The organism is Candidatus Brocadiaceae bacterium (genome assembly GCA_012728835.1).
Classification (GTDB): domain Bacteria; phylum Planctomycetota; class Brocadiia; order SM23-32; family SM23-32; genus JAAYEJ01.
The window spans coordinates 1-25029 of record JAAYEJ010000024.1 but is presented as its reverse complement, the minus strand read 5'-3'; the positions used below and the strand labels follow the sequence as shown (position 1 = coordinate 25029).

At 70.3% G+C, this 25029-nt stretch carries 19 protein-coding genes; 16 read left to right on the top strand and 3 right to left on the bottom strand.

Annotated elements, in window-relative coordinates; genetic code table 11:
• Positions 1-19: 19 nt before the first annotated feature.
• From GXY85_03605 to GXY85_03595, 3 genes are read left to right on the top strand one after another with little or no spacing between them, the layout of a single operon-like run.
• Positions 20-697, top strand: coding sequence for an RraA family protein (locus GXY85_03605; protein NLW49914.1), 678 nt, complete (start codon positions 20-22; stop codon positions 695-697).
• 13 nt (positions 698-710) lie between these two features.
• Positions 711-2573 (top strand): hypothetical protein, encoded by a 1863-nt coding sequence (locus GXY85_03600; GenBank protein ID NLW49913.1) that lies wholly within the window; start codon positions 711-713, stop codon positions 2571-2573.
• 12 nt (positions 2574-2585) lie between these two features.
• Positions 2586-3953, top strand: a complete 1368-nt coding sequence (locus tag GXY85_03595; GenBank protein NLW49912.1) for a hypothetical protein — start codon at positions 2586-2588, stop codon at positions 3951-3953.
• Between the two features lie 10 nt (positions 3954-3963).
• Here the strand turns inward: GXY85_03595 and GXY85_03590 are convergent, their stop codons facing one another.
• Entirely contained in the window at positions 3964-5799 is a 1836-nt protein-coding gene (locus GXY85_03590) for an ABC transporter ATP-binding protein (GenBank protein NLW49911.1), read from the bottom strand.
• Between the two features lie 34 nt (positions 5800-5833).
• The gene (locus tag GXY85_03585; protein ID NLW49910.1) at positions 5834-7615 is read right to left on the bottom strand and encodes an ABC transporter ATP-binding protein; all 1782 of its coding nucleotides are present in this window, start codon (positions 7613-7615) and stop codon (positions 5834-5836) included.
• Between the two features lie 230 nt (positions 7616-7845).
• Between GXY85_03585 and GXY85_03580 the strand changes: the two genes are divergently transcribed.
• Complete coding sequence (locus tag GXY85_03580; GenBank protein NLW49909.1) at positions 7846-9081, top strand: CapA family protein; 1236 nt, start codon at positions 7846-7848, stop codon at positions 9079-9081.
• A 527-nt stretch (positions 9082-9608) separates the two neighbouring features.
• The gene (locus GXY85_03575) at positions 9609-10202 is read left to right on the top strand and encodes a four helix bundle protein (protein NLW49908.1); all 594 of its coding nucleotides are present in this window, start codon (positions 9609-9611) and stop codon (positions 10200-10202) included.
• Between the two features lie 68 nt (positions 10203-10270).
• Here GXY85_03575 and GXY85_03570 read toward each other — a convergent pair whose 3' ends face one another.
• Positions 10271-11236: a hypothetical protein gene (locus GXY85_03570; protein ID NLW49907.1), complete on the bottom strand. Its 966-nt coding sequence runs from the start codon at positions 11234-11236 to the stop codon at positions 10271-10273.
• Between the two features lie 186 nt (positions 11237-11422).
• Between GXY85_03570 and GXY85_03565 the strand changes: the two genes are divergently transcribed.
• From GXY85_03565 to GXY85_03515, 11 genes are all read left to right on the top strand, one after another.
• Positions 11423-11926, top strand: coding sequence for a lasso peptide biosynthesis B2 protein (locus GXY85_03565; protein ID NLW49906.1), 504 nt, complete (start codon positions 11423-11425; stop codon positions 11924-11926).
• Positions 11923-13890, top strand: a complete 1968-nt coding sequence (asnB, locus tag GXY85_03560; protein ID NLW49905.1) for an asparagine synthase (glutamine-hydrolyzing) — start codon at positions 11923-11925, stop codon at positions 13888-13890. Before GXY85_03565 ends, asnB begins: the two co-directional genes overlap by 4 nt.
• Positions 13891-14946: 1056 nt before the next feature.
• On the top strand, positions 14947-15963 hold the full coding sequence (locus GXY85_03555; protein ID NLW49904.1) for a hypothetical protein: 1017 nt from the start codon (positions 14947-14949) through the stop codon (positions 15961-15963).
• Positions 15964-16048: 85 nt separating this feature from the next.
• The gene (locus tag GXY85_03550; protein NLW49903.1) at positions 16049-17905 is read left to right on the top strand and encodes an ABC transporter ATP-binding protein; all 1857 of its coding nucleotides are present in this window, start codon (positions 16049-16051) and stop codon (positions 17903-17905) included.
• A 16-nt stretch (positions 17906-17921) separates the two neighbouring features.
• A complete protein-coding gene (locus GXY85_03545; GenBank protein ID NLW49902.1) occupies positions 17922-19145 on the top strand; it encodes a nucleotidyltransferase family protein in 1224 nt (407 codons plus the stop codon).
• 65 nt (positions 19146-19210) lie between these two features.
• Entirely contained in the window at positions 19211-19492 is a 282-nt protein-coding gene (locus GXY85_03540) for a PqqD family protein (protein NLW49901.1), read from the top strand.
• A 111-nt stretch (positions 19493-19603) separates the two neighbouring features.
• The gene (locus GXY85_03535) at positions 19604-20806 is read left to right on the top strand and encodes a hypothetical protein (protein ID NLW49900.1); all 1203 of its coding nucleotides are present in this window, start codon (positions 19604-19606) and stop codon (positions 20804-20806) included.
• A gap of 178 nt (positions 20807-20984) precedes the next feature.
• A complete protein-coding gene (locus GXY85_03530) occupies positions 20985-21464 on the top strand; it encodes a DUF3093 family protein (protein ID NLW49899.1) in 480 nt (159 codons plus the stop codon).
• A 104-nt stretch (positions 21465-21568) separates the two neighbouring features.
• Positions 21569-22198 (top strand): DUF502 domain-containing protein, encoded by a 630-nt coding sequence (locus tag GXY85_03525; GenBank protein ID NLW49898.1) that lies wholly within the window; start codon positions 21569-21571, stop codon positions 22196-22198.
• Positions 22198-22710, top strand: coding sequence for a flavin reductase family protein (locus tag GXY85_03520; protein NLW49897.1), 513 nt, complete (start codon positions 22198-22200; stop codon positions 22708-22710). Before GXY85_03525 ends, GXY85_03520 begins: the two co-directional genes overlap by 1 nt.
• Before the next feature lie 125 nt (positions 22711-22835).
• Positions 22836-24875, top strand: coding sequence for a hypothetical protein (locus GXY85_03515; protein ID NLW49896.1), 2040 nt, complete (start codon positions 22836-22838; stop codon positions 24873-24875).
• Positions 24876-25029 lie beyond the last annotated feature (154 nt).

The following is a 25029-nucleotide window of genomic DNA, read 5'->3' as shown; positions in this document are numbered from 1 at the left end:
CGCGCCGGGAGGACTGGCCATGACGTTTGTGGACGACGGCGAACGCTTCGATTTCATACACAGCCATCTCTACGTGCCGGCGGTCTGCGACATCCTGGACGGCATGGGGTTCAGGCGGCAGGCCATGCACCAGCGCCTCCGCCCCCTGCTGCCCGGCCGCCGCAACTGCGGCTTCGTCGGGCGCGCGCGCACCTTCCGCTGGATGGAGACGGACTACATCGTCGAAGACGACCCGTACGGCCTGGAGATCGAAGCCATGGACTCCCTCGGCCCCGGCGACGTCGCCGTCCACTCCACCGACTACGGCGGGACCAACGCCCCCTGGGGTGAGCTGATGAGCACGGTGGCGCAGCGCAACGGCGCCGTCGGCTGCGTCTGCGACAGCCAGGTGCGCGACTGCAACCGCATCATCGACATGGGCTTCCCAGTCTACTGCGCCGGGATCCGGCCGCTCGACTCGCAGGGGCGCGGGCGGGTCATGGCCTACGACGTGCCCATCACGTGCGGCGACGTGCTGGTGCAGCCGCTCGACCTGGTGTTCGCCGACTTCGACGGCGTCGTCGTCATCCCGAGACAGGTCGAGGACGAGGTGCTGGAGCGCGCGCGAGAGAAGGCGGGCAAGGAGTCGGCCTCCCGCGCCGAACTGCTTGCCGGCAAGACGCTCCGCGAGGTCTACGACAAGTACGGCGTTCTCTAGGGGGAGTGCCCCCATGATCGAAATGACGTCCACCGGGATATCGCTGGCCATCGCGGAAGACGGTTCGTCAATCGCCATCACGGATCGCAGGCGGGGCTGCCGCTGGCACGTGGATCTGTCGCGGGCCGGCTACCGCCTCCGAGGGGATGACCGAGCCCTTCGGCCGCTGCCGGAGGGCGCCGCCCGGCGGGCCGAGGGCGGCATCGAGGTCCGCTACACGACGGCGGGCGGCGGGTTCGCCCATCTCTACCTGCCCGCCGAGGATCACGTAGAGGTGCGGTTGGACTGCAGTGCGGAGGACGTCGAAGCGGTGTCGCTGCCCGGCCCGCTGCTGCCGGACGCGGGGCCTCGGCAGGTGGCCGCGCCCCTCTACCAGGGCGTGCTGCTGAGCGGGACGGGCGAAGCGTGGGAACAGACGCTCGGCCACGGCGGCCACATGAGCTTCTCGATGTCGATGGCGGCGGTCCTCGGCAGCCGCGGGGGCCTGATGGTCTGCCACGAGAGCCCCGCCAACTGGACGGCCAGGCTGGGGCAGTCTCCGGACGGGCCCTACTTCCAGTTCGCCCACGAGCGCTGCCCCATCGACGGGTGGACGGGCGCCCGGGTGCGGATCTACCCCACGGACGCGGACCTGACGGCCGCCTGCAAGTGCTACCGCGCCCGCCTCGAGGACCGCGGGGAGTTCGTCCCGTGGGAGGAGAAGATCGGGCGCAAGCCGATCCTGCGCGACCTGTTCGGGGCGCTCATGGCCTTCGTGGGGTACAACAAATGCCCCGATCTCGACTACGCCGCCGGCGCTGCAGCACTCCGCCGCATGGGCTTCGAGTCCGTCTTCTACTACCCCGTCCGCATGTTCCAGTACTCGCTCGACTTCCAGATGGGCGGCGACGCGCCGATCTGGCTCACCGACGAGACCATCGCGGCCGTCAAGGCCGTGGACGGCGCCCACGTCGGCCCGTGGGCGTGGGTCATCGAAGGGCTGGACGACGGTTCGGAGGCCATGCACGCGATCTTCAAAAAGGGGCCGGACGGGCGCCCCATCCCGAACTGGAAGATCGACGAGCAGCGCTGGTACCTCGTCTGCACCCCCTACCAGGCCGAGCACGTCAAGAGCAGGCTCGCCGGCGACATGGCGGCCATGGACTGGCTGCACTTCGACGTGAGCGCCACGTGGTCCGGCAGACGCTGCTTCGACACGGACCACGAGCTGCACGGCAACCGCCCCATGGGCCGCGTCGAGGACATGGACTGGGTCCGCCGGCTGTTCAGCGACGAGACGGTCGGCAACCGCGCCGTCTCCAGCGAGGGGTTCAACGACTACCACACGGGCTGGTACGACATCGGCTCGACCAAGATGATGCCGCCCCGCACGTGGAGCGCCGGCTGCGTGCCGGTGCCCATGACGATGCTCGTCTTCCACGACTCCTGCATCCACGATTGGTGGGAGGTGCACAACTACAATGCGCATCCGGGGTTCGGCTTGCAGGATCTGCCGCACGGCATCGGCACGACGGGTTGCGGCGCGCCCGCGCTGAAGGCGTCGATGGACGCCCTCTACGGCTGCCCGCCGAACGTCTTCCCCTTCGGCAAGCAGTACGGCTGGGTGAACATCGAGACGCGGGAGACGTATTCGTACCTCGTGCGGCTCGAGGAATCCGGGGTGCAGGAGGCGCTGCGGGAGGCGCTGCCCGTGAGCCGGCTGCATAAGCAGATCGGCGAGCACGAGATGGTCTCCCATGAGTTCCTGTCCGAGGATCGGGCCGTCCAGGCGACCACCTTCGCGGACGGCACGCGCGTGGTCGCCAACCTGTCCGAGCACGATGCGGAGACGGCCGAAACAGGTCAGCTGTCTTCCCACTCCTGGCGCCGGCTCTGAGCGGAGAGTTCCATGCGTCTCAACCTGCCGAACGAACTGACGGACGTGACGGTCGACGCGAAGCCGAACGGCGAGCCGCTCGAAACGTGGCGCCATTCCCTGGGGCACGGCGGAGTCAACTGGCTGCCCCTGCCGGGCCGCGTTGTGGAGGACGCCCGCCGGCTCCGGCCGCGCCTGATCCGCATCTTCATCCAGGAGTTCTTCCGGGTCTACAGGGGCGAAGGCCGCTTCGACTGGAGCCGGCTCGATCCCTACATGGATGCCCTGGAGAGGACCGGCGCGAAGGTCGTCGCCGCCGTCACGATCAAGCCGAAGGCCCTCTATCCCGAGATCGACCAGAGCATCTGGCGCCCGCGCGACGTGGCCGAGTGGCAGAACGTCGTCCGGGAACTGGTGCGCCGCTACAGCGTCCAGCGGCGGGTCGTCACCCATTGGGAGATCGGCAACGAGCCCGACATCGGCGAGAACGGCGGCTGCCCCTACCTCATCAAGGATCCCGCCGAGTACGCCGAGTACTACGCGATGACGGTCCGCCCGGTCCTGGAGGTCTTCCCCGAGGCCCGGGTCGGCGGGCCCGCCCTGGCGAGCGCGGGCCACGCCCTGCTGCCCGGCTTGGTCGAGTTCTGCGCACAGACGGACACCCCCCTCCACTTCGTCTCCTGGCACCTGTACCACGACTCACCCGAGAAGCACGCGGCGTGCGTGCGGCAGATCCGCAAGGTGCTGGACGGCTACCCGGGCCGGCGGCCGGAGACGCTGGTCACGGAGTGGAACAGCGACCTCGCGCTCAAGGTCTCGGTCGCCGAGCAGGCCCGCGATCCGCGCCGGGCCGCCATCGTCGCCGCCGCCATCCTGGACATGATGGAGGCCGGACTCGATTGGTCCTTCTACTACCACATCTGGGACCAGACCTGCTTCCATGAGGACTTCGAGCCGTTCTTCTCGGACAACGGCGTGCGCCTCATGACGCGGCACTGGAACGAGATCCCGCACAGGCTCGGCCTGTTCGGCGTGGGCGGAGAGGTCCGGCCGCAGTACTTCGTCTACCAGATGCTCGCGCAACTGGGCGAGGCGCGCCTTCCCGTTGAGGCGCCGCACGGCCTGCGCGTCCTCGCCGGCCGCTGCGGGCATGCCGTCGGCGTGATGATCGTGAACCACAACGCCGACGAACCGCAGGACCGCGCCGCCAATCTGACGTTCCGCAACCTGACGCCCGGCGTGCGCACCCTGACCCTTCGGCGCGTGGACGGCGACGCCCGCTGGTGCGAGGAGACGCTGGAACTCGAACCGGTCGAGCAACGCGCGGTCTCCGTCTCGCAGACGTTCAACTGCCATGTCTACGTGCCTGCCGACAGCGTCGCCTTTGTGCGGCTGACATGAGGCGCGCGCCTCACTCCGGCGCGGCGTGGCCCTTGAACTGGCTGACGTAGAGCCGGTGGTAGAAGCCCCGCCGCTCCATAAGATCCGCATGGCGGCCGCGCTCGACGATCAGGCCGCCGTCGATGACCAGGATCATCTCGGCGTCCCGGATGGTGCTGAGCCGATGGGCGATGACCAGGCTCGTGCGGCCGGTCATGAGGCGCCCGAGCGCCTCCTGGATGTGGCGCTCCGTGCGCGTGTCGACGCTGCTGGTCGCCTCGTCCAGCACCAGGATGGCCGGGTCGGCCAGGAGCGCGCGGGCGACCGTCAGGAGCTGGCGCTGCCCCTGGCTGAGGTTGGCCCCGCGCTCGGCCAGGGTGGAGTGGTAGCCCCGGGGCAGGTGGCGGATGAAGGCGTCGGCGTTGGCCGCCCTGGCCGCCTCGACGACCTCGTCATCGCTCGCCTCGAGCCGCCCGTAGCGGATGTTCTCCATCACGCTGCCGCCGAACAGGAAGCTGTCCTGCAGCACGATGCCGAGCTGACGGCGCAGGTCGTCCTTGCGGAAGCGGCGCAGGTCGCAGCCGTCGATCCGGATCGTGCCGGAGTCCACGTCGTAGAAGCGGGCGAGCACGTTGACCATGGTCGTCTTGCCCGCGCCGGTCGGGCCGACCAGCGCGACCCGTTGCCCGGGCCTGGCATGGAAGCTGACGTTGCGGAGCACCGGCACGCCGGGTTCGTAGGCGAACGTCACGTCGTCGAACTCGATGTCGCCCGTCACGCGCCCCAGCGGGACGGCGTCGGGCGGGGAGGTCGTCTCCGGCTCCTGATCGATGACCTCGAAGACGCGTTCGGCCCCGGCCAGGGCGGCCTGGATGGTGTTGAAGACGTTGGCGATCTCGTTCAGCGGCCGCCCGAACTGCTCCGAGTAGCGGAGGAAGGCGACGATCGTTCCGACGCTGACCCAGCCGCGGATGGCCATCCATGCGCCCGCGCCGGTCGTGACGGCGAAGCTCAGGTTGTTCGCCAGGTGCATGAGCGACGGCAGCAGCATGGCAAAGGTCATTGCCCGCATCGCGGCGGAGCGCAGGCGCGCGTTGGCCTCGTCGAACTCCCCCAGGACTCGCGGTTCGCAGGCATGGGCCTTGATGACGCGCGCGCCGGTGATGGTCTCCTCGATCAGCCCGTTGAGCGTCCCCAGCGCCTCCTGCTGATCGCGGTATCCCTTCAGCGTGTGCCGGGAGACCCATCGGACCAGACCCATGACGATCGGCACGGTGGCCAGCGAGATCAGGGCCAGCCGCCAGCTCAGGTAGAACATGATCGAGACCGCCCCGAGCAGCCGGATCGTCCCCAGGAAGAAGCGCGACACGCTGTCGCTGAGCGTGGTGCTGACGTTGTCTAGGTCATTGGTGAAGCGGCTCATCAGGTCGCCGGCCGAGTGCTCGTCGTAGTAGCGCACGGACAGCGCCTGCAGGCGTGTGAACAGCGCGCGGCGCAGGTCGAACACGGTGCGCTGGGCCACGCCGACCATGAGGAACGCCTGCAGCCAGTTCGCCGCCACGCGCAGCAGCGCAACGCCCGCCAGCAGCGCAACGACGCCCGGCAGCCCGCCCATCCGGCCGGCCATGACGTAATCGTCGATCGCCGTGCGCAGGATCAGCGGGTTGACCAGGTCGACGGCGGCGGCCACGATGATCAGCAGGAAGATGACCAGCAGCGCGGCCGTGCGGCGGCGCAGGTAGCCCCAGAGGCGCGCGAACACGCGGCGGCCGCTCTTCGGCTTCTCGGCCGCCAGCAGCATCATGCGCCGGCGCGGTCCGCCCCCGCCGCCCATCCGAAAGCTGGGACCCCGTTCGTGCCAGCTCACGTCGGGCCCCCCGATGGCATGGTGCGGTATCCGGTCATTGGCCCACCCCGCCGCCGAGCTGTGAGTCGTAGATCTCCCGGTAGACCGGGCTGTCGGCCAGCAGGCTGCCGTGCGTGCCCTCCGCCACGAGCCGTCCGGAGTCGAGCACGAGGATCTTGTCGGCGTTCAGGATCGTGCTGATCCGCTGGGCGATGACGATGCTGGTGCGGCCGGCCATGACCTCGCGCAGGGCGTCCTCGATGCGCGCCTCCGTCTCCACGTCCACCGAACTCGTGCTGTCGTCCAGTATCAGCACCGCCGGCCGGGCCAGGAGCGCCCGCGCGATGGCGATGCGCTGCTTCTGGCCGCCGGACAGGTTCACGCCGCGCTGGCCGAGCCGGGTCCCGTAACCGCCCGGCAACGCGGAGATGAACTCGTGCGCCTGGGCCGTCCGCGCGGCGGCGACGACCTCCTCGTCCGCCGCCGCCGGCCGGCTGAAGCGGATGTTGTCGGCGATCGTGCCGGAGAACAGCACCGACTCCTGCAGGGCGATCCCGACGTGCCGGCGCAGGTCCTGGCGACGCAGCGTGCGCACGTCCAGACCGTCCACGGTGATCCGGCCCGATTCGACGTCGTAGAACCGCAGGATCAGATGCACGAGCGTCGACTTGCCCGAGCCCGTCGCCCCGAGCACGGCCACCACCTGGCCGGGCTCGGCGGTGAAGGACACGTCCCGGAGCGCCGGCGTTTCGGCCCCCCGGTAGCGAAACGTCACGTTTTCGAACACCACGCGCCCGCGCAGCGACGGGGTCTCCGGCGCGTCCGGCGCGTCCTGCACGTCCGGCTCGCTGTCGAGCACCTCCACGACCCGGGCGCCCGACGCGCCCGCCCGCGAGAGGCGCACCAGCACCATCGCCGCCAGGCGCAGCGCCATCACCGTGCGCCGCAGGTAGTTGGCGAAGGCGATCACCTGCCCCGGCTGCAGGTCGCCGTAGGAGACCCCGCGCGTGCCGTACCAGACCGCCGCTCCCAGCGCCATGTCCACGACCAGTTCCATGAACGGCATGATGAGGGCGCCGAACCGCATCGCGCCGGCCGTGGCGGCCGTCAGGTCCTCGTTGGCGCGCTCGAAGCGGGCCGCCTCGTGGTCCGCCCGCGCAAACGCCTTGACCACGCGCACGCCGGCGATGTTCTCCTGCGTGACACGGTTGAGCGCGTCCAGCCGCGCCTGCATGCGCGTGAACATCGCGTGCGAGAAGCGGAAGAACACCCAGATGGCCACGAACAGCACCGGCACGATGCCCGCCATGATGAAGGCCAGCGAGGGCGACGTGAGCACCGCCAGCACGATGCTGCCCAGCAGGATGAGCGGCGCCCGCACGAAGATGCGCAGCAGCGACTGCAGGGCGTCCTGCAACTGCGTGACGTCGTTCGTGCAGCGCGTGATCAGGTTGCCCGTGCCGAGTTCGTCGAGGTTGCGCACGGACAGCGAATGGACCTTGCGAAAGACGGCCGCGCGCACATCGGCGCCGAACCCCTGCGCGACCGGGACGACCAGCAGGGTGTTCGCCACGCCGCACGCGACGCCGACGATCGCCAGGCCGATCATCAGCAGCCCCATGTGCAGAACGACGCCGAAGTCGGAGGCGAGGATGCCCTTGTCCACGACCGTCTGCAGGAGCCGCGGCTGGAGCAGGCCGGCGAAGACCTCGGCCGCCAGCAGCGCGGGCGCGATCAGGATCGGCGTGGCGTACGGTCGCAGGAAGGGAACCAGGCGGCCCAGCGAGGAGAGGGCACGCGGCGCCAGGGACGCGGCCGGACCGTCGGGGGTGCTCATGCCCGCCGCTCCTCAACCCGTCCGCCGTGCCATGCGGCCCATCGCGCGCGTGCGCAGTCTGTGCGTTCTCATCGGTCCGGACAGAGTGTACCGGATTCGACTCGTGATTCAAGCGGCGCCGCGGCCGCGCCGGCGGTGGTCTCGGGCGGCGATCCGTGTTATCGTTGACCGCCGCTTGTCCGAGCGGCGCGCTCGCAACTCCTGCACCACGAACGGAAGGACGGATCACCATGGGCGCTGACTGGCGCAGCGGCGTGTTCACCACCGACCTGAGGGGCCAGGGGCCGGCCTGGCGCATGACGCTGGCCGGCGACTGGGCGCCCATCCGCGAACTGGGCGGCGTGATGCTCTCCGACCCCGAGGGCGTCTACGGCGACCTGCTGCCCGTCCTGCGGCAGGCCGACGTGCGGGTGGCCAACTTCGAGTGCGTGCTCGGCGACGTCGGCCGGCCCATCCCCAAGGGCGGCCCCAACCTGAACGCCCCCGTCGAGGGCGCACGCGCCTTCGCAGCAGCCCCCTTCGAGGTCGCCTGCATGGCCAACAACCACACCCGCGACTTCGACGACGAGAGCCTGGCCCACACGCTGGACCACCTGCACGCGGCCGGCGTCCTGACGGTCGGCGCGGGCATGTCCGAAGACGAGGCCGCCCGGCCCGCACTGCTGGAGGTCCGCGGCGTCCGCGTGGCCGTCCTGAACTGCGCCGAGGGCGAGGAATGCCGCTCCCGCCAGGGCGGCCCCGGCGGCTACGGCTTCGAGCCCGAGGTCCTGGCCGACCAGGTGTTGGCCCTGAAGGACTGCGGCGCCGCGCAGGTCGTCGTGGTCATCGTCCACGGCGGGCGCGAGCACACGCCCCTGCCGCCGCCCTACATGGTCGACGGGCTGCGCCTGATCGCGTCGGCCGGCGCCGACGCCGTCATCGCCCACCACCCGCACGTGCCGCAGGGCATCGAGATGCTCGACCAGGTGCCGATCGCCTACAGCCTGGGGAATTTCTGCTTCTGGCAGCCCAACGACCTGTTCTACCGCCACTGCGGCTACCTGTTCCACCTGGACTTCCGCGGCGACGTGCTGGAGCGCGCCTCGCTGACACCCTACCTGATCCAGGCCGACCGACTGCGGCTCATGCCCGACGCCGTACGCGCACCGTTCCTGGACGACCTGCAGAAGGTCTCCGACCTGCTGGCGGACCCCGAGGCGGTGCAGGCCTGCTGGGACGCCTTCATCGACAGCCACGGCCCGGACGCGCACCTCGGCGTCTGCAAGTCGCCACTGGCCCTCTCGGAGACCGATCGGGTGGCCGCCGCGGCCAAGCTGCTGAACGTCCTGCGCACGCCCGCGCACCACGGCTTCTACCTGCGCGCCTGCGAACGCGTCACCCGCGGCGAGGAGGACACCTCCCCACAGTGGGCCCGCGACCTCGTCGCGCGCTGGACGGGCCTGCGCTACGACGAGATGGTGAGGTGACGGGACGGCCTCAGGCGCGCTCCGTCGAAACCCAGGGCCATGCCCCCGTCGATATCCGCCTCCAGTGCAGCGGCCGCGGGTGCTCCGGGCGGGGGATATCGGCAGTCATGGCCTTGCCTTATCCTCATTTCAGATGGTACACACAAATGCCGGCTGCCGCTGCCGGCTTTGTCGCGGTGGTGGAATGGGCGCTTGGGGAAGATGCACGTCTTGTGCATGAGAGTCCAGACAGGAACGCACGGACACACGGACGAACACGGACGAACACGGACGGACACGGACCCGCCTCCGGCGGGCAAGCCCGCCTGCGCCGGGGCTGGGCAGGCCGGGTGCGGCACGGGCCGGGTGCGGCACGGGCCGGGTGCGGCACGGGCCGGGGGGGCGTGTTGCCGGTCCGTGTTCGTCCGTGTCCGTCCGTGTCCGTCCGTGTTCGTCCGTGTCCATCCGTGTTCGTCCGTGTTCGTCCGTGTTCGTTTTTGCCGTTTTCCCTGGACAGGCAGCGTGCCGGCATGCTAAGCTCCAGCACCATGACCGGCAAAGATGGCCAGCGCGAACCTCTGCTGCCGAGGCACGGCGGATACCGCCGCCTGAGGAGCTTTCGCGTGGCACAGCTGATCTACGATATGACAGTGCGCTTCTGTGAGCGCTACATTGACAGACGCAGCCGCACCAGAGACCAGATGGTGCAGGCTGCGCGCTCAGGGGTGCAGAACATCGCCGAAGGCAGCACGGCGAGCGGCACGTCCAGGAAGATGGAGCTGAAGCTCACGAACGTGGCCCGAGCCAGCCTGGAGGAACTCCGGCTGGACTACCAGGACTACCTGCGCCAGCACGGGCTGGCGGAATGGCCGCCCGACCACCCCGCGCTGCAGCGTTTCCGCGCACGCCGCTGCTCCACACTGGCACAAGTGCGCAGTTGGGCGCAGCACGAGCACCGTTCGGCTGACGGCGAGGCGCCGCCGTACTCCGCGCTCGCGGCCAACGCGGTCCTTTCCCTGTTGAACATATGCTGCCACCTTCTGGACCGCCAGGTATCCGCGCAGGCAGCGGCCTTCGAGGCGGAAGGGGGCTTCACGGAGCGCCTGTACCGCACCCGCCGCGCCCGCAGGCGCGGCGAATAAGGGGGACAAGAGCCAACACAGACGAGCACGGACGGACACGGACGCTCCAGCGAAGGATGGTCCGTGTGTCAGTCCGTGTCAGTGCGTGCCGCCATCGGCCCGATGTACTCCGTCGCGATCACCACGTCGTCGAAGTACACGATATTCCGGTCGCTTGTGCCGGCGCGCGCGTAGCGCTCCGTGACGTACCACTGCAGCAGCACCTGGTTGATCTTCACCGCCGGATCGCTGCGGAAGTCGAAGCCCTCGAACGGGATCGGCTCCGTCCCGGGCGGGGCGGGCGTCACGAAGTGCGCGCCGCGGTAGTTGCCCATGGGGCTGCCCGGCTTCCACCAGCCGATCAGCTCGCCGTCGATCCAGAACGCCTGCTCGCCGTCCGACTGTCCCGGTGTGTTGGCCTTCAGCATGGCCTCGACGCAGATCCAGCGCTCGCGCTCCAGCCGCTCCTGGCCGCCCATGATCATGCGGTTCCCGTAGTAGGTGCTCTCGGCTTCGGTCGCACGCTGCTGGGAGGCCCGCATCTTGTGCCAGTAGGTGTAGAACTGCCAGGTGCGATCGCGCACCGGCTCGATGCCGGTCCAGAAAGCGCGGTCGCCGGCGGGACGCCGCCCTGCGCGGATGCCGTCGCCGCCGGGCCGGATGGCGCGGATCTTCACGAAGTGGTGCGGGATGACGGCATCCCTGTGGAACCGGCAGTAGAAGCGCAGGAAGACCTGGTCCACTTCCCTCCGGAAGTTGTGCGTGACGTTCCCGCCCGTGTTCACGCCCCGCACCGCCACGCTCCGGCAGCAGGTGGTGCCGCTGTGGGCCAGCTCCGGATCCTCAACGAGCGAACTGATCCGCCGGTCGCGCTCGACGAGCGACCAGCCCTCGAAGCCGTCCTCGAACCCCGAGGCAAACAGGACCGCCGGGTGCTTCTCGATCCCCACGTCGCCGGGGAAGCCCGCCGCGATCCCCTCCGACGCCTCCTGTGCCCACGCCACCGAACACCCCATCAACACCACCACCCCCAGCCCGACCGACAGCATCGACATGACCTTCCCCTTCCGGCCCGCGTTCCCAGAACCTGACATCGGGACCACCGTCCCGCACCGGATTCTACGGGCCGCCCCCGGGGCGTTCAAGCCACCGCGCCGCGCCACCACTTGCCCCTGCCGGGGCCAGCCGGTACACTGGCCCGGGCCGTGCCTCCCCGTCAGCCGAAAGCAACGCCCGCATCCATGAGCAAGTGGCGCCAGTACCGCGCGCTGAGCCGCCGCCAGCGCAGCCTGCTGCTCCGCGCACTCGTCCTGCTGCCGCTGACGGCAGTCGCCCTGCGGGTACTGGGGCTCCGGCGCCTGAAAGTGCTCGGACGGGCGGCCACGGGAACGCCGCCCGACACAAGACACGCAGCGAGCGCGGCCGGCGCCATGGTGAGCGCGGTCGAGGCGGCACGCATGGTGGCCGTCGCCGCGCGCTGGTGTCCGTTCCGCGCCGCGTGCCTCCTGCAGTCCATCGTCCTGCAGCATCTGCTGCGGCGCCGCGGCATCGAGACGGAACTCTGCGTCGGCGCATACAAGCACGCGGGCCGACTCGAGGCCCACGCCTGGGTCGAACTCATGGGCCAGCCCGTCAACCAGCCCGAAGGCGTCCGCCGCCGGTTCGGCCGGTTCCGACAGGCCCGGACGGCGGCACGGCCCGACGGCCCGCCCGGGGACCCGCCCGTCCGAAAGGGGCCGCCGTGAGCGGGATTGCCGGATTCTGTCGTCTCGATGGTCGCCCCGCCGCGCCCCGCGAGGTCGAGCGGATGGTCAGCGCCCTTCTCCACCGCGGCCCCGACGGATCAGGGACGTGGGCGCAGGGGCCGGTCGGCCTGGGACACTGCATGCTGCGCACCACGCCCGAATCGCTCCACGAGACGCTGCCGGCAACCGACCCCGTCCGCGGCCTGACGATCACGGCCGACGCCCGCATCGACAACCGGGAGGAACTGATCGCGGCCCTGGGCCCCGCCGGCCGGCCGGCCGACACGGTGACCGACAGCGAGCTGATCCTGCGCGCCTACGAGCGCTGGGGCCAGGGCTGCCCTGCCCGCCTGCTGGGCGACTTCGCCTTCGCCGTCTGGGACGCCCGCCGACAGACCCTCTTCTGCGCCCGGGATCACTTCGGCATCAAGCCGTTCTGCTACCACCTGTCCGACTCGCTGTTCGCCTTCGCCTCCGAGACCAAGGGCGTCATGGCCCTGCCGGCGGTGCCCTGGCGGATCAACGAGGCCCGGATCGCCGACTACCTGCTGACGGACCTGGAGCCGATCGACAAGACGTGCACCTTCTACGAGCACGTCTTCCGCCTGCCGCCGGCCCACTCCCTGACGGTCTCCGGACAGGGCGCGACGCTGCGCCGCTACTGGGCGCTCGACCCGTCCGCCGAGGACCTCCGCCTCGGGTCCGACGCGGAGCATGCCGAAGCGTTCCTGGAGGTCTTCACCGAGGCGGTCCGGTGCCGGCTTCGGTCCCCCGACGCCGTCGGCGCGATGCTCAGCGGGGGCATGGACTCGTCGGCCATCGTGGCCGTGGCGCGGGACCTCCTGGCGAATGCCGCCGACGGCCCGCTGCGCACGTTCTCGGCGGTGGCGGACGACGAGACCGGCTGCCCGGAGAGCCGGGCCATCCGCGCCGTGCTCGCGCAGGGCCGCGTGCGGCCTTTCACCGTCCGCCCGGCGGACCTGCCGGCCTTCCTGCCGGACCTCGAGCGGATCGTCCGCCACACCGAGGACCTGTTCGACAACGACATGATCAGCGTGCCGCTGCCCATGTACGCCGCCGCGCGGCGGGAGGGGATCCGGGTCCTGCTGGACGGCGTGGACGGCGACGTGGTGGCCTCGCATGCCGGGGTGTACCTGGCCTATCTGTTGCGGGAGGGCCGGTGGGGGGAGGCCGCGGCCGACGCCCGGGGCCTGGCGGACTTCTACCGCCGCTGGAAGAAGTCTCCGTGGCACTTCCTGTTCCACGACGGCCTTCGGCCCCTGCTGCCCACCCACAGGATCCCGATGAGCGGTCGGCTGAGGGACATGCGCAGACGGCGGCGGGCCGCCGCCCTCATTCGGAACTCGCTTGTCGATCCCGCGTTTGCGGACCGCATCCGGCTGGCCGATCGCGTGGAGGCCCACTACGGACGCGGCCGGCCGGGGCGGGGGCTCCCGCGCCGCCTGCGCGAACTGGACGTAGGGCGGCTCGACTCCCCGAACCTGCCCGTGGCGTTCGAGCGCTACGACCGGATGGCGGCGGCCTTCTCGATCGAACCGCGCCGCCCGTTCCTGGACAAGCGGCTCGTCGAGTTCTGCTTCCGCCTGCCGCGCACGCAGCGCCTCGGCGGCGGCTGGACGAAGGTGGCCCTCCGCCGGGCCGTCGAGCACCTGCTCCCGCCCGAGGTCACCTGGCGCAAGGGCTGGGAACACCTCGGGGCCGCGTTCCTCTCCCGGTGGTTCGCGCTGGCCGCCGGCCTCATCGCGGATGCGCTGGACGGCCCGAGGACGGACCTGGCTGACCTGGTGTGTCTGAACACGCTGGACGAGGCCCGTCGCCGCCATGCGGCCACCGGGGCGGTGGAAGACGGCGGCAGGATCTGGCAGGCCGTCGCACTGGCCGTCTGGCGCCGGGGCCACGGCCGGGCGGCACGGGAGCCGCAGCAGACAACCGCCAGGCCGTGAGGACGGCGGTCTCGAGACTCCGGAGAAGGATGGGTCCAGACTGCGCATTTTCCCTATTGACAAGGCGCGCGCCTGCCGGTATAATTCGCGACCGGTGCGGGTGCATCGGTTGCCGTCCGTCCAATCTGCGGTGACCGGCACACTGGAGAGACGTGCAGAACGCCACGCGGGCGGATCCTCTCTACGGTTGCGCTGCAACGAGCGACGAGTGTGGCAACCGTGTTGCAGGATCCGGGCCGCTCCGGAGAGGATCCATGAAGAAGGACACCACACGCTTTCTGTCAGCAAAGAGACGGTACTCCGCCCCGTGTATGAGCACATACGGGACGGTCGCGCAACTGACCAAGGGCGGAGGCTCAAGCATGGTGGAGCACTCGGCTCCGCATTCTCACGGGAAGGACCCCGGTCACCGTTCGTGACAGGCGCTCGATGGGCGGCCGGGGCGCTGTCCCGGTTCGCCGGAGTGTGATGGCGGGCGGCGCCTGACGGTTAGGAGAGAACGCGGGACATTGTGTCCGCGATAGCATGGGATGCCCGGCCTCTCCCGCACCGCGCCCGAACCGCCGGACGGGGATGACCGAGGGTGATGATCTGCCGCGCCGGGTGTGTGGTGCAGCCGGTTGCGGATTGTCGCAGTGAGAAGTGCCGACGGTCGCGGCCGGCCGCGGAACGTGGGCGGACCGGACCCGGGCGAGTGCCTGCACACCGTTGTCCGACGTGTGTGGGTCCGTTTGTGCAACTGACCGGGCAGGATGCCGGACGCGCGCAGGCCGGCACGGGATCGTCCGAGAGCCCTTTCGCCTCCTCGGCCTGTCGGTCGGAGTCGCTCGCTGCCATGGGAGTGGGCGGCATCGGCCGGACGCCGCCCACTGCCGCCCAGGGACCGCGTTGAGGGCAGTCGCCGCGAGTGCAGGTCGCAACGCAGGTCCGACATCGTTGGCATCGCACCGTCCACGTTCTTTCCGCATCCGGACCGTCTGCAGACAGCGATGGCGGCCACTCCGTCCGACACGGGCGGAGGACGACAACCGCATAACCCTGGCAGGTGTCCCAAGGATGACCCAACCGTCTCGGTTCGATGAGATGTTCGGCGGAAGCGGCCCCCATCTGGTGCTTCCGCGGGTGACGGGCGAGGGTCCCTTGCCTCCCGTTCCGCTGCTTCCTCCCGAGACGGCCAGCCCGCACGTCCACCGGTGGGTGCGGCACGCGGAGCTGCCGGATGGGAGCGCCTGGTATTCGGTGGGCGTCGTCCCGCAGGGGCACCTGGTGCGATTCTACGGCATGGCCGACTTCGTGCTGGACCCCGACGGCCGGTGCCTCAGTTGCCGTCCGGAACCCCGCCTGCCGCGCCAGACGCTCTGCCACCTGCTCCTGGACCAAGTGCTGCCCCTTGCGCTCTCGCGCCGCGGCCGGGTTGTCGTGCACGCGGGGGCGGTGCTCATCGGCGGCGAGGCGGTGGCCTTCCTGGGCGAGACCGGCCGGGGCAAGTCCACCCTCGTGTCCAGCTTCGGCCTCGACGGCGCTCCCCTGCTCTCGGACGACTCGATCATCGTCAGCGAAGACGGCGGGGCGCTCTCGGTCGTGGCCACCTACCCCAGCCTGCGCCTCTGGCGGGACAGTGTGGAGACGCTGTTCGGAGCGGACACGGCGCTGCCGCAGGTCGCCCACTACACGGGGAAGAGGCGGCTCTCGCCTGCCGACACGGGCATGACCTGGCACGAAGGCCCCGTCCGGCTGCGCGGCGCCTACCTGCTGGCACCTCCGGGGCAGACGGCCGACGCCGACGGGATCACGATCGCGCCGGTGTCCCTGCGCGATACGGCCATGGAACTGATGAAGGGCACGTTCCATCTGCTCGTGGACGATCGGGACCTGCTCCGCCGGGAGTTCGAGCGGATCGTCCGCTGGAGCCGCATGGTGCCGCTCTTCCGCCTGTCCTACCCGCGGCACTACTCGCTCCTCCAGGACGTTCGCACGGCGATCCTGGCCCACGTCGGACCGCCGCAGACCTCCCGAACGCCGGGCACGGAACCCGACTCGGCCGCCGCACCCGTCGAGTCGGAGTGCGCGTAGCATCGCCGTGCAGGGCCTGAGGAGGCCCGACAACGCCGTCCGCGCGCCCCGACAGATGCGCGGCCGGCCGTGGTGACATCAGACCATGCAATCCGCACTCGGTATCTTCGGCACCAACCTCCGCAAGGCCCTGGCACAGATCCGGCACATGCCGGACACGCTGAGCCTTGTCTGGGATGCCACGCGCCGATGGACGCTGGTCTGGGTCGTTCTGCTGCTGGTGCAGGGCGTCCTGCCGGCGGCCACGGTCTACCTGGCCCGTTCGCTGATCAACGGACTTCAGGAGGTCGCGCTGGCGGGCGGCGACTGGAAGCGCATGCGGCCGGTGCTGGTCCTGGCGGCCCTGGTGGCGGCGCTCGTGCTGGCGCACGAACTGCTGCGCGTCGCCGCCGGCCTGGTGCGCACCGTGCAGTCGGAACTCCTCCGGGACCACATCAGCGGCCTGATCCACGAGCAGTCGGTCGCCGCCGACCTGGCGTTCTACGAGTCGCCCGAGTTCTTCGATCACCTGCATCGCGCCCGGGACCAGGCCGGCTACCGGTCCGTCGCCCTGCTGGAGAACACGGGCAGCCTGCTGCAGAACGGCGTCACGCTGCTGGCCATGGCGGCGGTGCTGGTCCCGTACGGATGGTGGCTTCCCGTAGCGCTGCTGACCGCCGCAATGCCGGCGTTCTACGTCATGCTGGCCTTCGCCCTGCGGGAGCACCAGTGGCGGCTGCGCAACACGGAGAACGAGCGGCGCACGTGGTACTACGACTGGGTTCTGACGTCCAAGGAGAACGCCGCCGAACTGCGCCTCTTCGCGCTGGGAGACCACTTCCGGGCACTACACCGAGTGCTGCGGCAGCGGCTGCGCGATGAGCGGGTGGCGCTCTCGCGTCGGCAGGCCCTCAGCGAGGCCGGGGCCGCCGCGCTGGGGCTGCTGGTGACCGGCGCCGCCCTGCTCTGGATGGTCTGGCGCGTGCTGCACGGCCGCGGCACACTGGGCGACCTGGCGCTGTTCTACGCCGTCTTCAGCCGCGGGCAGGCGGCCATGCGCAGCTTCACCGAGCACATCGGGCAGATCTACTACAACTGCCTGTTCCTCGGCAACCTGTTCGAGTTTCTGGACCTCGCGCCCCGCGTGGTCAGCCCGGCGGCCCCCCGGCCGGTGCCCGCCGAACTCCGCGACGGCATCCGGTTCCGCGGCGTCTCGTTCCGGTACCCCGGCAGCGGGAACGCTGCGCTCAGCGACTTCGACGTGCATCTCCCCGCCGGACGGATCGTGGCGATCGTCGGCCCCAACGGCGCGGGCAAGAGCACGCTGATCAAGCTGCTGTGCCGGCTCTACGATCCTGACCGGGGGCGCATCGAGATCGACGGCGTGGACCTGCGGGACCTGCCGGTCGCGCAGTACCGCCGCCTGGTGACCGTCCTGTTCCAGCAGCCCGTCCAGTACAGCGTCACGGCCGCCGACAACATCGCCCTGGGCGACCTGCCGGCCGCGCCGGGCGCGTCCGAGATCGAAGCGGCCGCCGGGGCGGCCGGCGCAGACGAGCCGATCTCCCGCCTTCCGCGGGGCTACGACACCCTGCTGGGCAAGTGGTTCGCCGGCGGCGCGGAACTCAGCGTCGGCGAGTGGCAGCGGGTCGCCCTGGCCCGGGCGTTCCTGCGCCGCGCGCCCATCATCCTGCTGGACGAGCCCACCAGCGCCATGGACTCGTGGGCCGAGGGCGACTGGCTGCAGCGGTTCCGGACGCTCGCCGAGGGCCGCACGGCCGTGCTGATCACGCACAGGTTCACGACGGCGATGCACGCCGACGTGATCCACGTCATGCAGGAGGGCCGGATCGTGGAATCGGGCAGCCATGCGGAACTCGTCGAGCGGGCGGGGCCGTATGCACAGTCCTGGCATGCGCAGATGGAGCGCGGCCAACTCGTCGTTCAGGGCGAACACCCGTGATGGGGAGCGCTGCGTGATGACGTGCGCGAAGCCCGAGATGGAGCTGCTTGCGGCGTGCGCCCGCACGGTCGTCGAGGCCGACGCGCGCCCGCACATCGCCGCTCTGGCCGCGCAGGTGCTCGATTGGGACCGGCTGCGCGGCACGGCGCAGGACCACGGGCTCGTGCCCCTGCTGCACAGGACCCTGAGCGGCGTCTGCCCGGACGCCGTGCCGGCCGCCGCCCTGGAGCGGATGGCGGCGGACTGCCGGGCCAACGCAGCGCACAGCCTGCGCCTGACCGCCGAACTGCTCCGCCTGCTGGACCTCCTGGACGAGCACCGAATCCCCGCCGTGCCCTTCAAGGGCCCGACGCTGGCCGCCCTGGCGTACGGCAACATCGCGCTGCGGCAGTTCGGCGATCTGGACATCCTGATCGACCCGCCGGACTTCGCCCGCGCACGCGCGCTGCTCCGCGGGCAAGGCTACCGCTGCGCGTTCGACCTCACGCCGGCTCAGGAGAGGGCCCAGGTGCGGCGGGCGCGGCAGCTCCCGATGGTGCGCGGCGAGGGCGACGGCGCCCTGACGGTGGAGCTGCACACGGGCCTCCTGGGGAAGACCTTCCCGGCCCGCATCGACCGCGAGGCGCTCCGGCGGCGGCTCCGCGCCGTGCCCCTGCTGGGGCGGCAGGTGCCGACGTTCTGCCCCGAGGACATGGTCGTGCTGCTGTGCATGCACGGGGGCAAACACCGCTGGAGCTGTCTGGGCTGGCTGAGCGACGTGGCGGAGCTGTTGCGCACGACCCCCTGCCTGCACTGGGATGAGATCACGGCTCGCGCGGCCGCCGCGCACGCCCTGCGCGCACTGCACCTGGGCCTTCTGCTGGCCCGGCGCCTGCTGCAGGCGCCCGTGCCCGCACACGTGCAGGACGCGATGAACGCGGACTCCCGTGCGGTGCGGCTGGCGGAGCGGATGGCGGAGTCCTTCCTGGCCGGCGAGAAGCGCGGGAAGATCCCGGCGGACTCCCTCCGTTACGCCCTGCGCTTGCGCGAACGCCTGCGGGACGGCATCGGCCATTGCTGGCAGGCCACCGCGTTCCCGACGGTGGCCGACTGGTCGCACTGCCGGTTGCCGCACGGGCTCTCGTTCCTCTACTATGGCGTGCGTCCCTGGCGCATGATACGGAAGCATGCCGTGGCTCCCGTCGGGCGGCTGCTGGCTGCGCTGGTGCGGCCCGGGCACAGGACGGCGCAAAGGCGGTGACCGTCCGGGGCTCCGGGCCGCCGGGAGACACGGCATCGGACTCAGAGAGCATGGAGAAACCGGCCATGGCAGACGTGCCCTTCTCGCAGCGCGTGTCGGCGGCGGAGAACGTGCTGATCAACGTCCTCGACGGCGAAGCCGTCCTGCTGAACCTCGACAACGAGACCTACTACGGTCTGGACGAGGTCGGCGCCCGCATGTGGCAGGTGCTCATGGAATCCGACTCGATTCAGAGCGCCTACGAGGCCCTGCTCGACGAGTACGACGTGGAGCCGGAGACGCTGCGGGCCGACATGCGCGACCTGATTGCCCGGCTGGTCGAGCAGGGTCTGGCCGAACTCTCCTGATCGCAGACCCCGCACCAGGCCCGCCGGCGGATTGACAGCCCGGCGGGGCGGCTGTAGACTCCGAGACGTTGCGTTGGCGCATCCGCCGCACCTCCTGGGAAGGGGCATCGCATGGACACCGTATCGGTCGGGCATGGACGGGAATGCATCACGCCGCCGCTGGGCATCCGGATGGCCGGCTACGCGTCGCGCACCGAGGGCGCCAACGACGTGCACGACGACCTGTTCGTCAACGCCGTCGTGATCGAGGCCGGCAACGAGCGCGTCGCGCTGCTCACCTACGACGTCTGCCTGCTCAGCCTCGACCATGCCGACGCGTTCAAGGCCGCCATCCGGGAGGCCACGGGCCTTGAACCTGACCGCGTGCTGCTGAACACCAGCCACACGCACGCCGGGCCGGCCGTCGGCCGTCACGAGCCCGACGAGATGCAGGAGGCCTACCGCGCCGAGATGGTCCGGCAGAGCGTCCGCGCCCTGCGCGTGGCCCTCGCCGACGCCTCCCCGGCGCGCTTCAGCGTCGGCAACGCGCCGCTCGACATCGGCGTGAACCGCCGCGAACTGCGCGAGGACGGCCAGATCATCCTCGGCGAGAACCCCGAAGGCCCGACGCTCCACGAGGTCGACGTCTGGCGGTTCGCGCGCGAGCACAGGCCCGACGTGGTGCTCTTCAGCGTGCCCCTGCACGGGACGACGCTGGGCGAATGGAACCTGAGTCTCTCGGGCGAGTGGATGGCCCGCGCGGTCGAGCGCCTGGAATGCCGCACGCCGGGCGCGCGCTACGTGTTCCTGCAGGGCTGCGGCGCCAACCAGAACCCCTACAGCACGCACCGCCCCGGGATGCGCGGCACCTTCGGCGAAATGGAACAGCACGCCCGCGACGCCTGCTCCGCCGTCCTGGAAGCGCTGAGCCACGTGCGCGACCTGGAGCCCCTGCCCCTGCGCGTCGTCAACAGCACGGCCGACCTGCCGCCGAAGGAGAAGGGCGAGGAGGCGCGCCGGCTGCGCCTGCAGGGCGTGCGCGTGGGCGAGGCCATGCTGGTCGCGCTGAGCGCAGAGGTCTTCGTCGAGTATGCGCTTTTCGGCCGCGAGGCGTCTCCCGCGGAAGCCACGCTCATCCTCGGCTACAGCAACGGCAACATCGGCTACCTGCCCACTGCCGCCGTCTACCCCGAGGGCGGCTACGAGATCCGCACCACGCGCGTCGGACCGCGTGCGGAGAAGGTCACGCAGAGGGCCATGCAGGCCGTCTTCCGCGAACTGGCCCGCAAGAGCCCGCCCGCAAAGCGCGCGCGGAAGAGGACAAAGAAGGCCTGAGAAGCTGTAATCCACCGCAGAGAGCGCGGAGGGCGCAGAGACCGGCCTGCGGGCACGCAGGCCCGGTCGCCCGTCGTCCCGATGAGGAACCACGCCGATGACGGACTCCGGTGGTGAATGTCGGCTGGGTGTGCTGAGTATGCATGTGCAGAGGCGCCTCTGACCGGGAGCCGCGTCCATGGCAGGTTATGAGCACAGGCAGCGCGGCCCATGGCTCTGGCTGATGGGACTGCCGGCACTGGCGCTCATCGCCGCCGGGGTTTATGCCCGCGGTATGGGGGCGGAAACCTCCGCCCCGCTGGCCGCCTGCGGACTCCTGCTGCTCGCAGTCGGCGCCTGCTTCGCCTGGCTGGACGTGCGGGGCGAACCGGAGGCGCTCGTCGCGGAGTTCAAACCCTTGCGCCTCTTCAGCGTCCGGGTTCCGTATGAGACGATGCAGTCCGCCGAGCGCATGCGCACGCGCCTTTTTCTGCACGGTTACGGCATGCATGGCATCCCCGGCCGGTTCGCCGTCTACAACACCTGGGGCTTCGACGCCGTGCGCATCCGGCTGAAGAAGCCGCGGGGCCTGACCCGCGTGCGCTCTGTCATTGTCGGCACGGACGACCCGGAAGGACTGCTTGCCTTCCTGAACGAACGCATCGGGCCGGGGCGCTGAGTCATCGGCGCCCGCGCCCTGCCATGGTTTCGGCTCCCGCCTTCGCGTAGCCTATAGTGACCCGTCGTTTCCCGGAGCTGTCCGGCCCTGATCATGGAGCTGCCATGAACGTCAAGAGACACGGCGCCGTACTGCTGAACGGCTTCATCGTCGTCGCGCCCATCATCGTCACGGTCTACGTGGTGTGGAAGACGCTCTGGTGGCTGGACACAACGGTGCGGGCCGGGCTGACGCGGCTGAGCTGGGGGGGGCCGCCCCCCGGGATCGGCATCGTGATCGGCCTCGGCGCGATCTACGCCGTCGGGCTGCTGGCGAAGCTGTGGATATTCGGCGGCCTGATCCGCCTGGGCGAGAAGCTCATCGACCGCATCCCGCTGGTCAAGAGCCTCTACTCGGCCGTGCGCGACCTGCTCCAGTTCCTGGGCGGCACACAGGCGCAGAGCCGCGGCAAATCCGCCGTGCTCCGCTCGAAAGACGGCCGGATCGAGCTGCTGGGCATCATCACGCAGGAGAAGCCGGAGCGGTTCCTGCCCGGTCAGGAGGGCAAGGTGGCCGTCTACCTGCCGATGAGCTACCAGCTCGGCGGCTACACCGTCTTCGTGCCGAAGGACCTGGTCGAGGAGCTTCCCGGAGTGTCCGTCGAGGAGATGATGAAGCTGACGCTGACGGCCGGCGTCGGCGGCTCCGCGGTCCGCAAGACGGCCGCCACAGACCAACCGCGAGGAGATGGATGATGGAATGGACGCAGGTGGAGTACACCCATAACCTGGGCCATACGCTGGAGATACTGCGCGGCAAGGGCCTGCTCCTGACGACGGTCGGCGAGACCGGCCGGCCGAACACCATGACGATCGGCTGGGGCAGCGTCGGCGTGATCTGGAGCCGCCCCGTCTTCACGGTCCTGGTGCGGCCGTCCCGCCACACGTTCGCCAACCTGCGCGCCCACGGCGAGTTCGTCGTCAGCGTGCCGGATCAGGACATGGGCGAGGTCTGCGACTTCTGCGGCACCGAGTCCGGTCGCGACGTCGACAAGTTCGAGCGGTGCGGCCTGACGCCCGTCGACGCCGCCACGGTGTCCGTGCCCCTCATCGCGGAGTGCGTGCGCCACTACGAGTGCCGCGTGGTGCATCGGAATGACGTGCTCGACGCCGAGATCGCCGACGACATCCGCGCCGGCGCCTATCCCCAGGGCAATCTCCATCGCCTCTATTACGGTCAGATCCTCCGCACGACGGAACGTGCGTGAGCGAAGCGGACAGACGGAGGACGTTTTCCATGCGAGTCGGAATTCGGACGTTGGCCATCGTATCTGCCTTCTGCCTGGCGGCGGTCGTTTCGGCCGCCGAAAGACCGGACGGGGAGCCCCCTGCAGTGCAAGACCAACTGAACGAGGTGGCGGAGCGTATCTGCGAACAACTGGACTGGGACCGGCCCGAACTGCAGGCCGTTGCGGCCGTCAGGGAGGCCGACGGAGCGCGCGCGGCGGCGATCGCGCTGGTGCAGCGCCTGCGCAGCCGCACGGAGCCCCGCCTGATCCACGGGAGCGAATACGTCGAGCTGATCCGCAGCCGGGCAACGGACGAGCAGCGCCGGCGGGCTCGGGCCAGGCTGGAAGATGCCTTCGGCCGGACCCTGATCCGCGCCGGATACCACAGCAACCCCTTCTCGGCCATCGGCACGGACGCGATGATCCTCGTGCAGGATGAGCCCCTGTACCGGCGGATCGGCGAGGCCGTGCTGGCCGCCAGGGCGGAATGGGGCGGCGGCGCATGGGGCGTCACGCGCAGCCTCTGCGAGCTGATCACGGACCTGCTGCCCGTGCCCGAGTGCCCGGACGAGACCTTCGTGCCGCTGCTCGGCTGGCTGCTCGACCAGTCGCGGGCCGAATGGGAATGGTCCCGCACGTGGAGCGAACGCTCGCTCGGCACCTCGGGCCACAACTGGTGGCTTCACACGTTCATGGGCTTTTACGAAGCCGCGCTGTTCTTCCCGGAAGTCGAATGGTTCGGACAGTTCGGGGCCTTCATGCCGACCTACTTCGAGTTCGAGATGAACGTCCTCATGGAGGAGGACGGCTACACGCGCGAACGGGCCTCCGGCTACCACAGCGGCACGCTGAACCATTGGCTCCAGGTGCAGCGCCTGGCGGACGTGGCGGGGGTGGAACTGAGCCCGGAGTTCCACGAACGACTCCGGCGCGTCGCCGAGACGGAGTGGAAGACCATGGCGCCGAGCGGCGAGTTCCCGCACATGGGCGACACGAACGCGCGCTATCGCCCCGATCGCTCGCTCGAGCGGCTGCGCCGGCTCGCCGCCCTGTTCGAAATGCCCGAGGCGAAGTTCGTCGCCGAAGCGCTGGCCCCGGACTGGCGGGCGCCCTATGGCGGTCTCCTGATGGACGGCGGACGAAACGTGCTGCCCGAATACGAGCGCCTTCAGGCCCGCGCGCCGGAGGGCTCGGCGGCGGACACCGTCCTCCCGCGCTCCGGCTACTACTTCATGCGCCAGGACTGGACGCGCGCGTCCGACTGGGTGTGCATCGAGGCGGGGCCGCTCGGTTCGGCGGTGCAGAGCCACAACCACACGCACGTGTTCAACCTGGAACTCTACAGCCGCGGCCGTCCCATCCTCATCGACAACGGCAACGCGCCCTACGGCGACAGCCCGGAGCGCATGTGGCGCGTCAGCAGCGCCGCGCACAACGTGGCGACCGTCGACGGCGCCGATCACATACCGATCGAGGACGAGTGGCGCTGGAAAGGCGCGGTGATCCCCACCGTCGACGCCTGGCGGAGCGAGCCGGACTACGCCTACTTCAGCGGCGCGCACGAGGGCTACCGGTACCTGGCCGATCAAGTGGCCGCCGGCCGGCGCAAGCTCTTCTACCTGCGCGGCAAGTACTGGATCCTGATCGACCGGTTCACGCCGGAAACGGACGCCGGGCACGATTACACGCTCCACTTCCAGATCGGCGCGCCGTGCCGTTTGGACGGCGGCCGGCTCGTCACGAGCGGCGCTGGTGGCAACCGGCTTGCCACCAGCGGTGGCAACCTGCTGATCGTGCCCGTCGAGGGCCTGGCCGGCACGCCCCGGCTGGAGCCGTGCCCCTACCCGCTGGACGGCTACGAGAACCCGGAGCACCTGACCTACACGCGCCACGGCACCGGCGGCCAGATCATGGTCACGCTGCTCGTGCCGTTCGACGGTGAGGAAGCACCCGACGTCGCCGTGCGGACCATCGACGTGCAGGCGGACGGGCGGACGCTCTCGCCGTGGGAGGCCACGGGCCTGGAGATCGAGATCGACGGCCAGCGGGACGTCTACGTCGACCAGCACATGCAGTGGAACCTGCCCTGGCAGGCCGGCGGCCACGCCGGGGAGGGCCGCCTCTTCCACTCGCGTGTGCCCTGACTCGCCTCCCCCCCCTCGGGTAGCCGCGTGCGCGCCGCGCGGAACGTAGCGCCGGCGTCTCGCCGGCTGTGGGGTGGGCATCTTGCCCGCCCCCTTCGTTGGAGCTTGCACGCGTGCCTCTCTGTCACAACGTCCCGGACGCAGGATGCGTCCG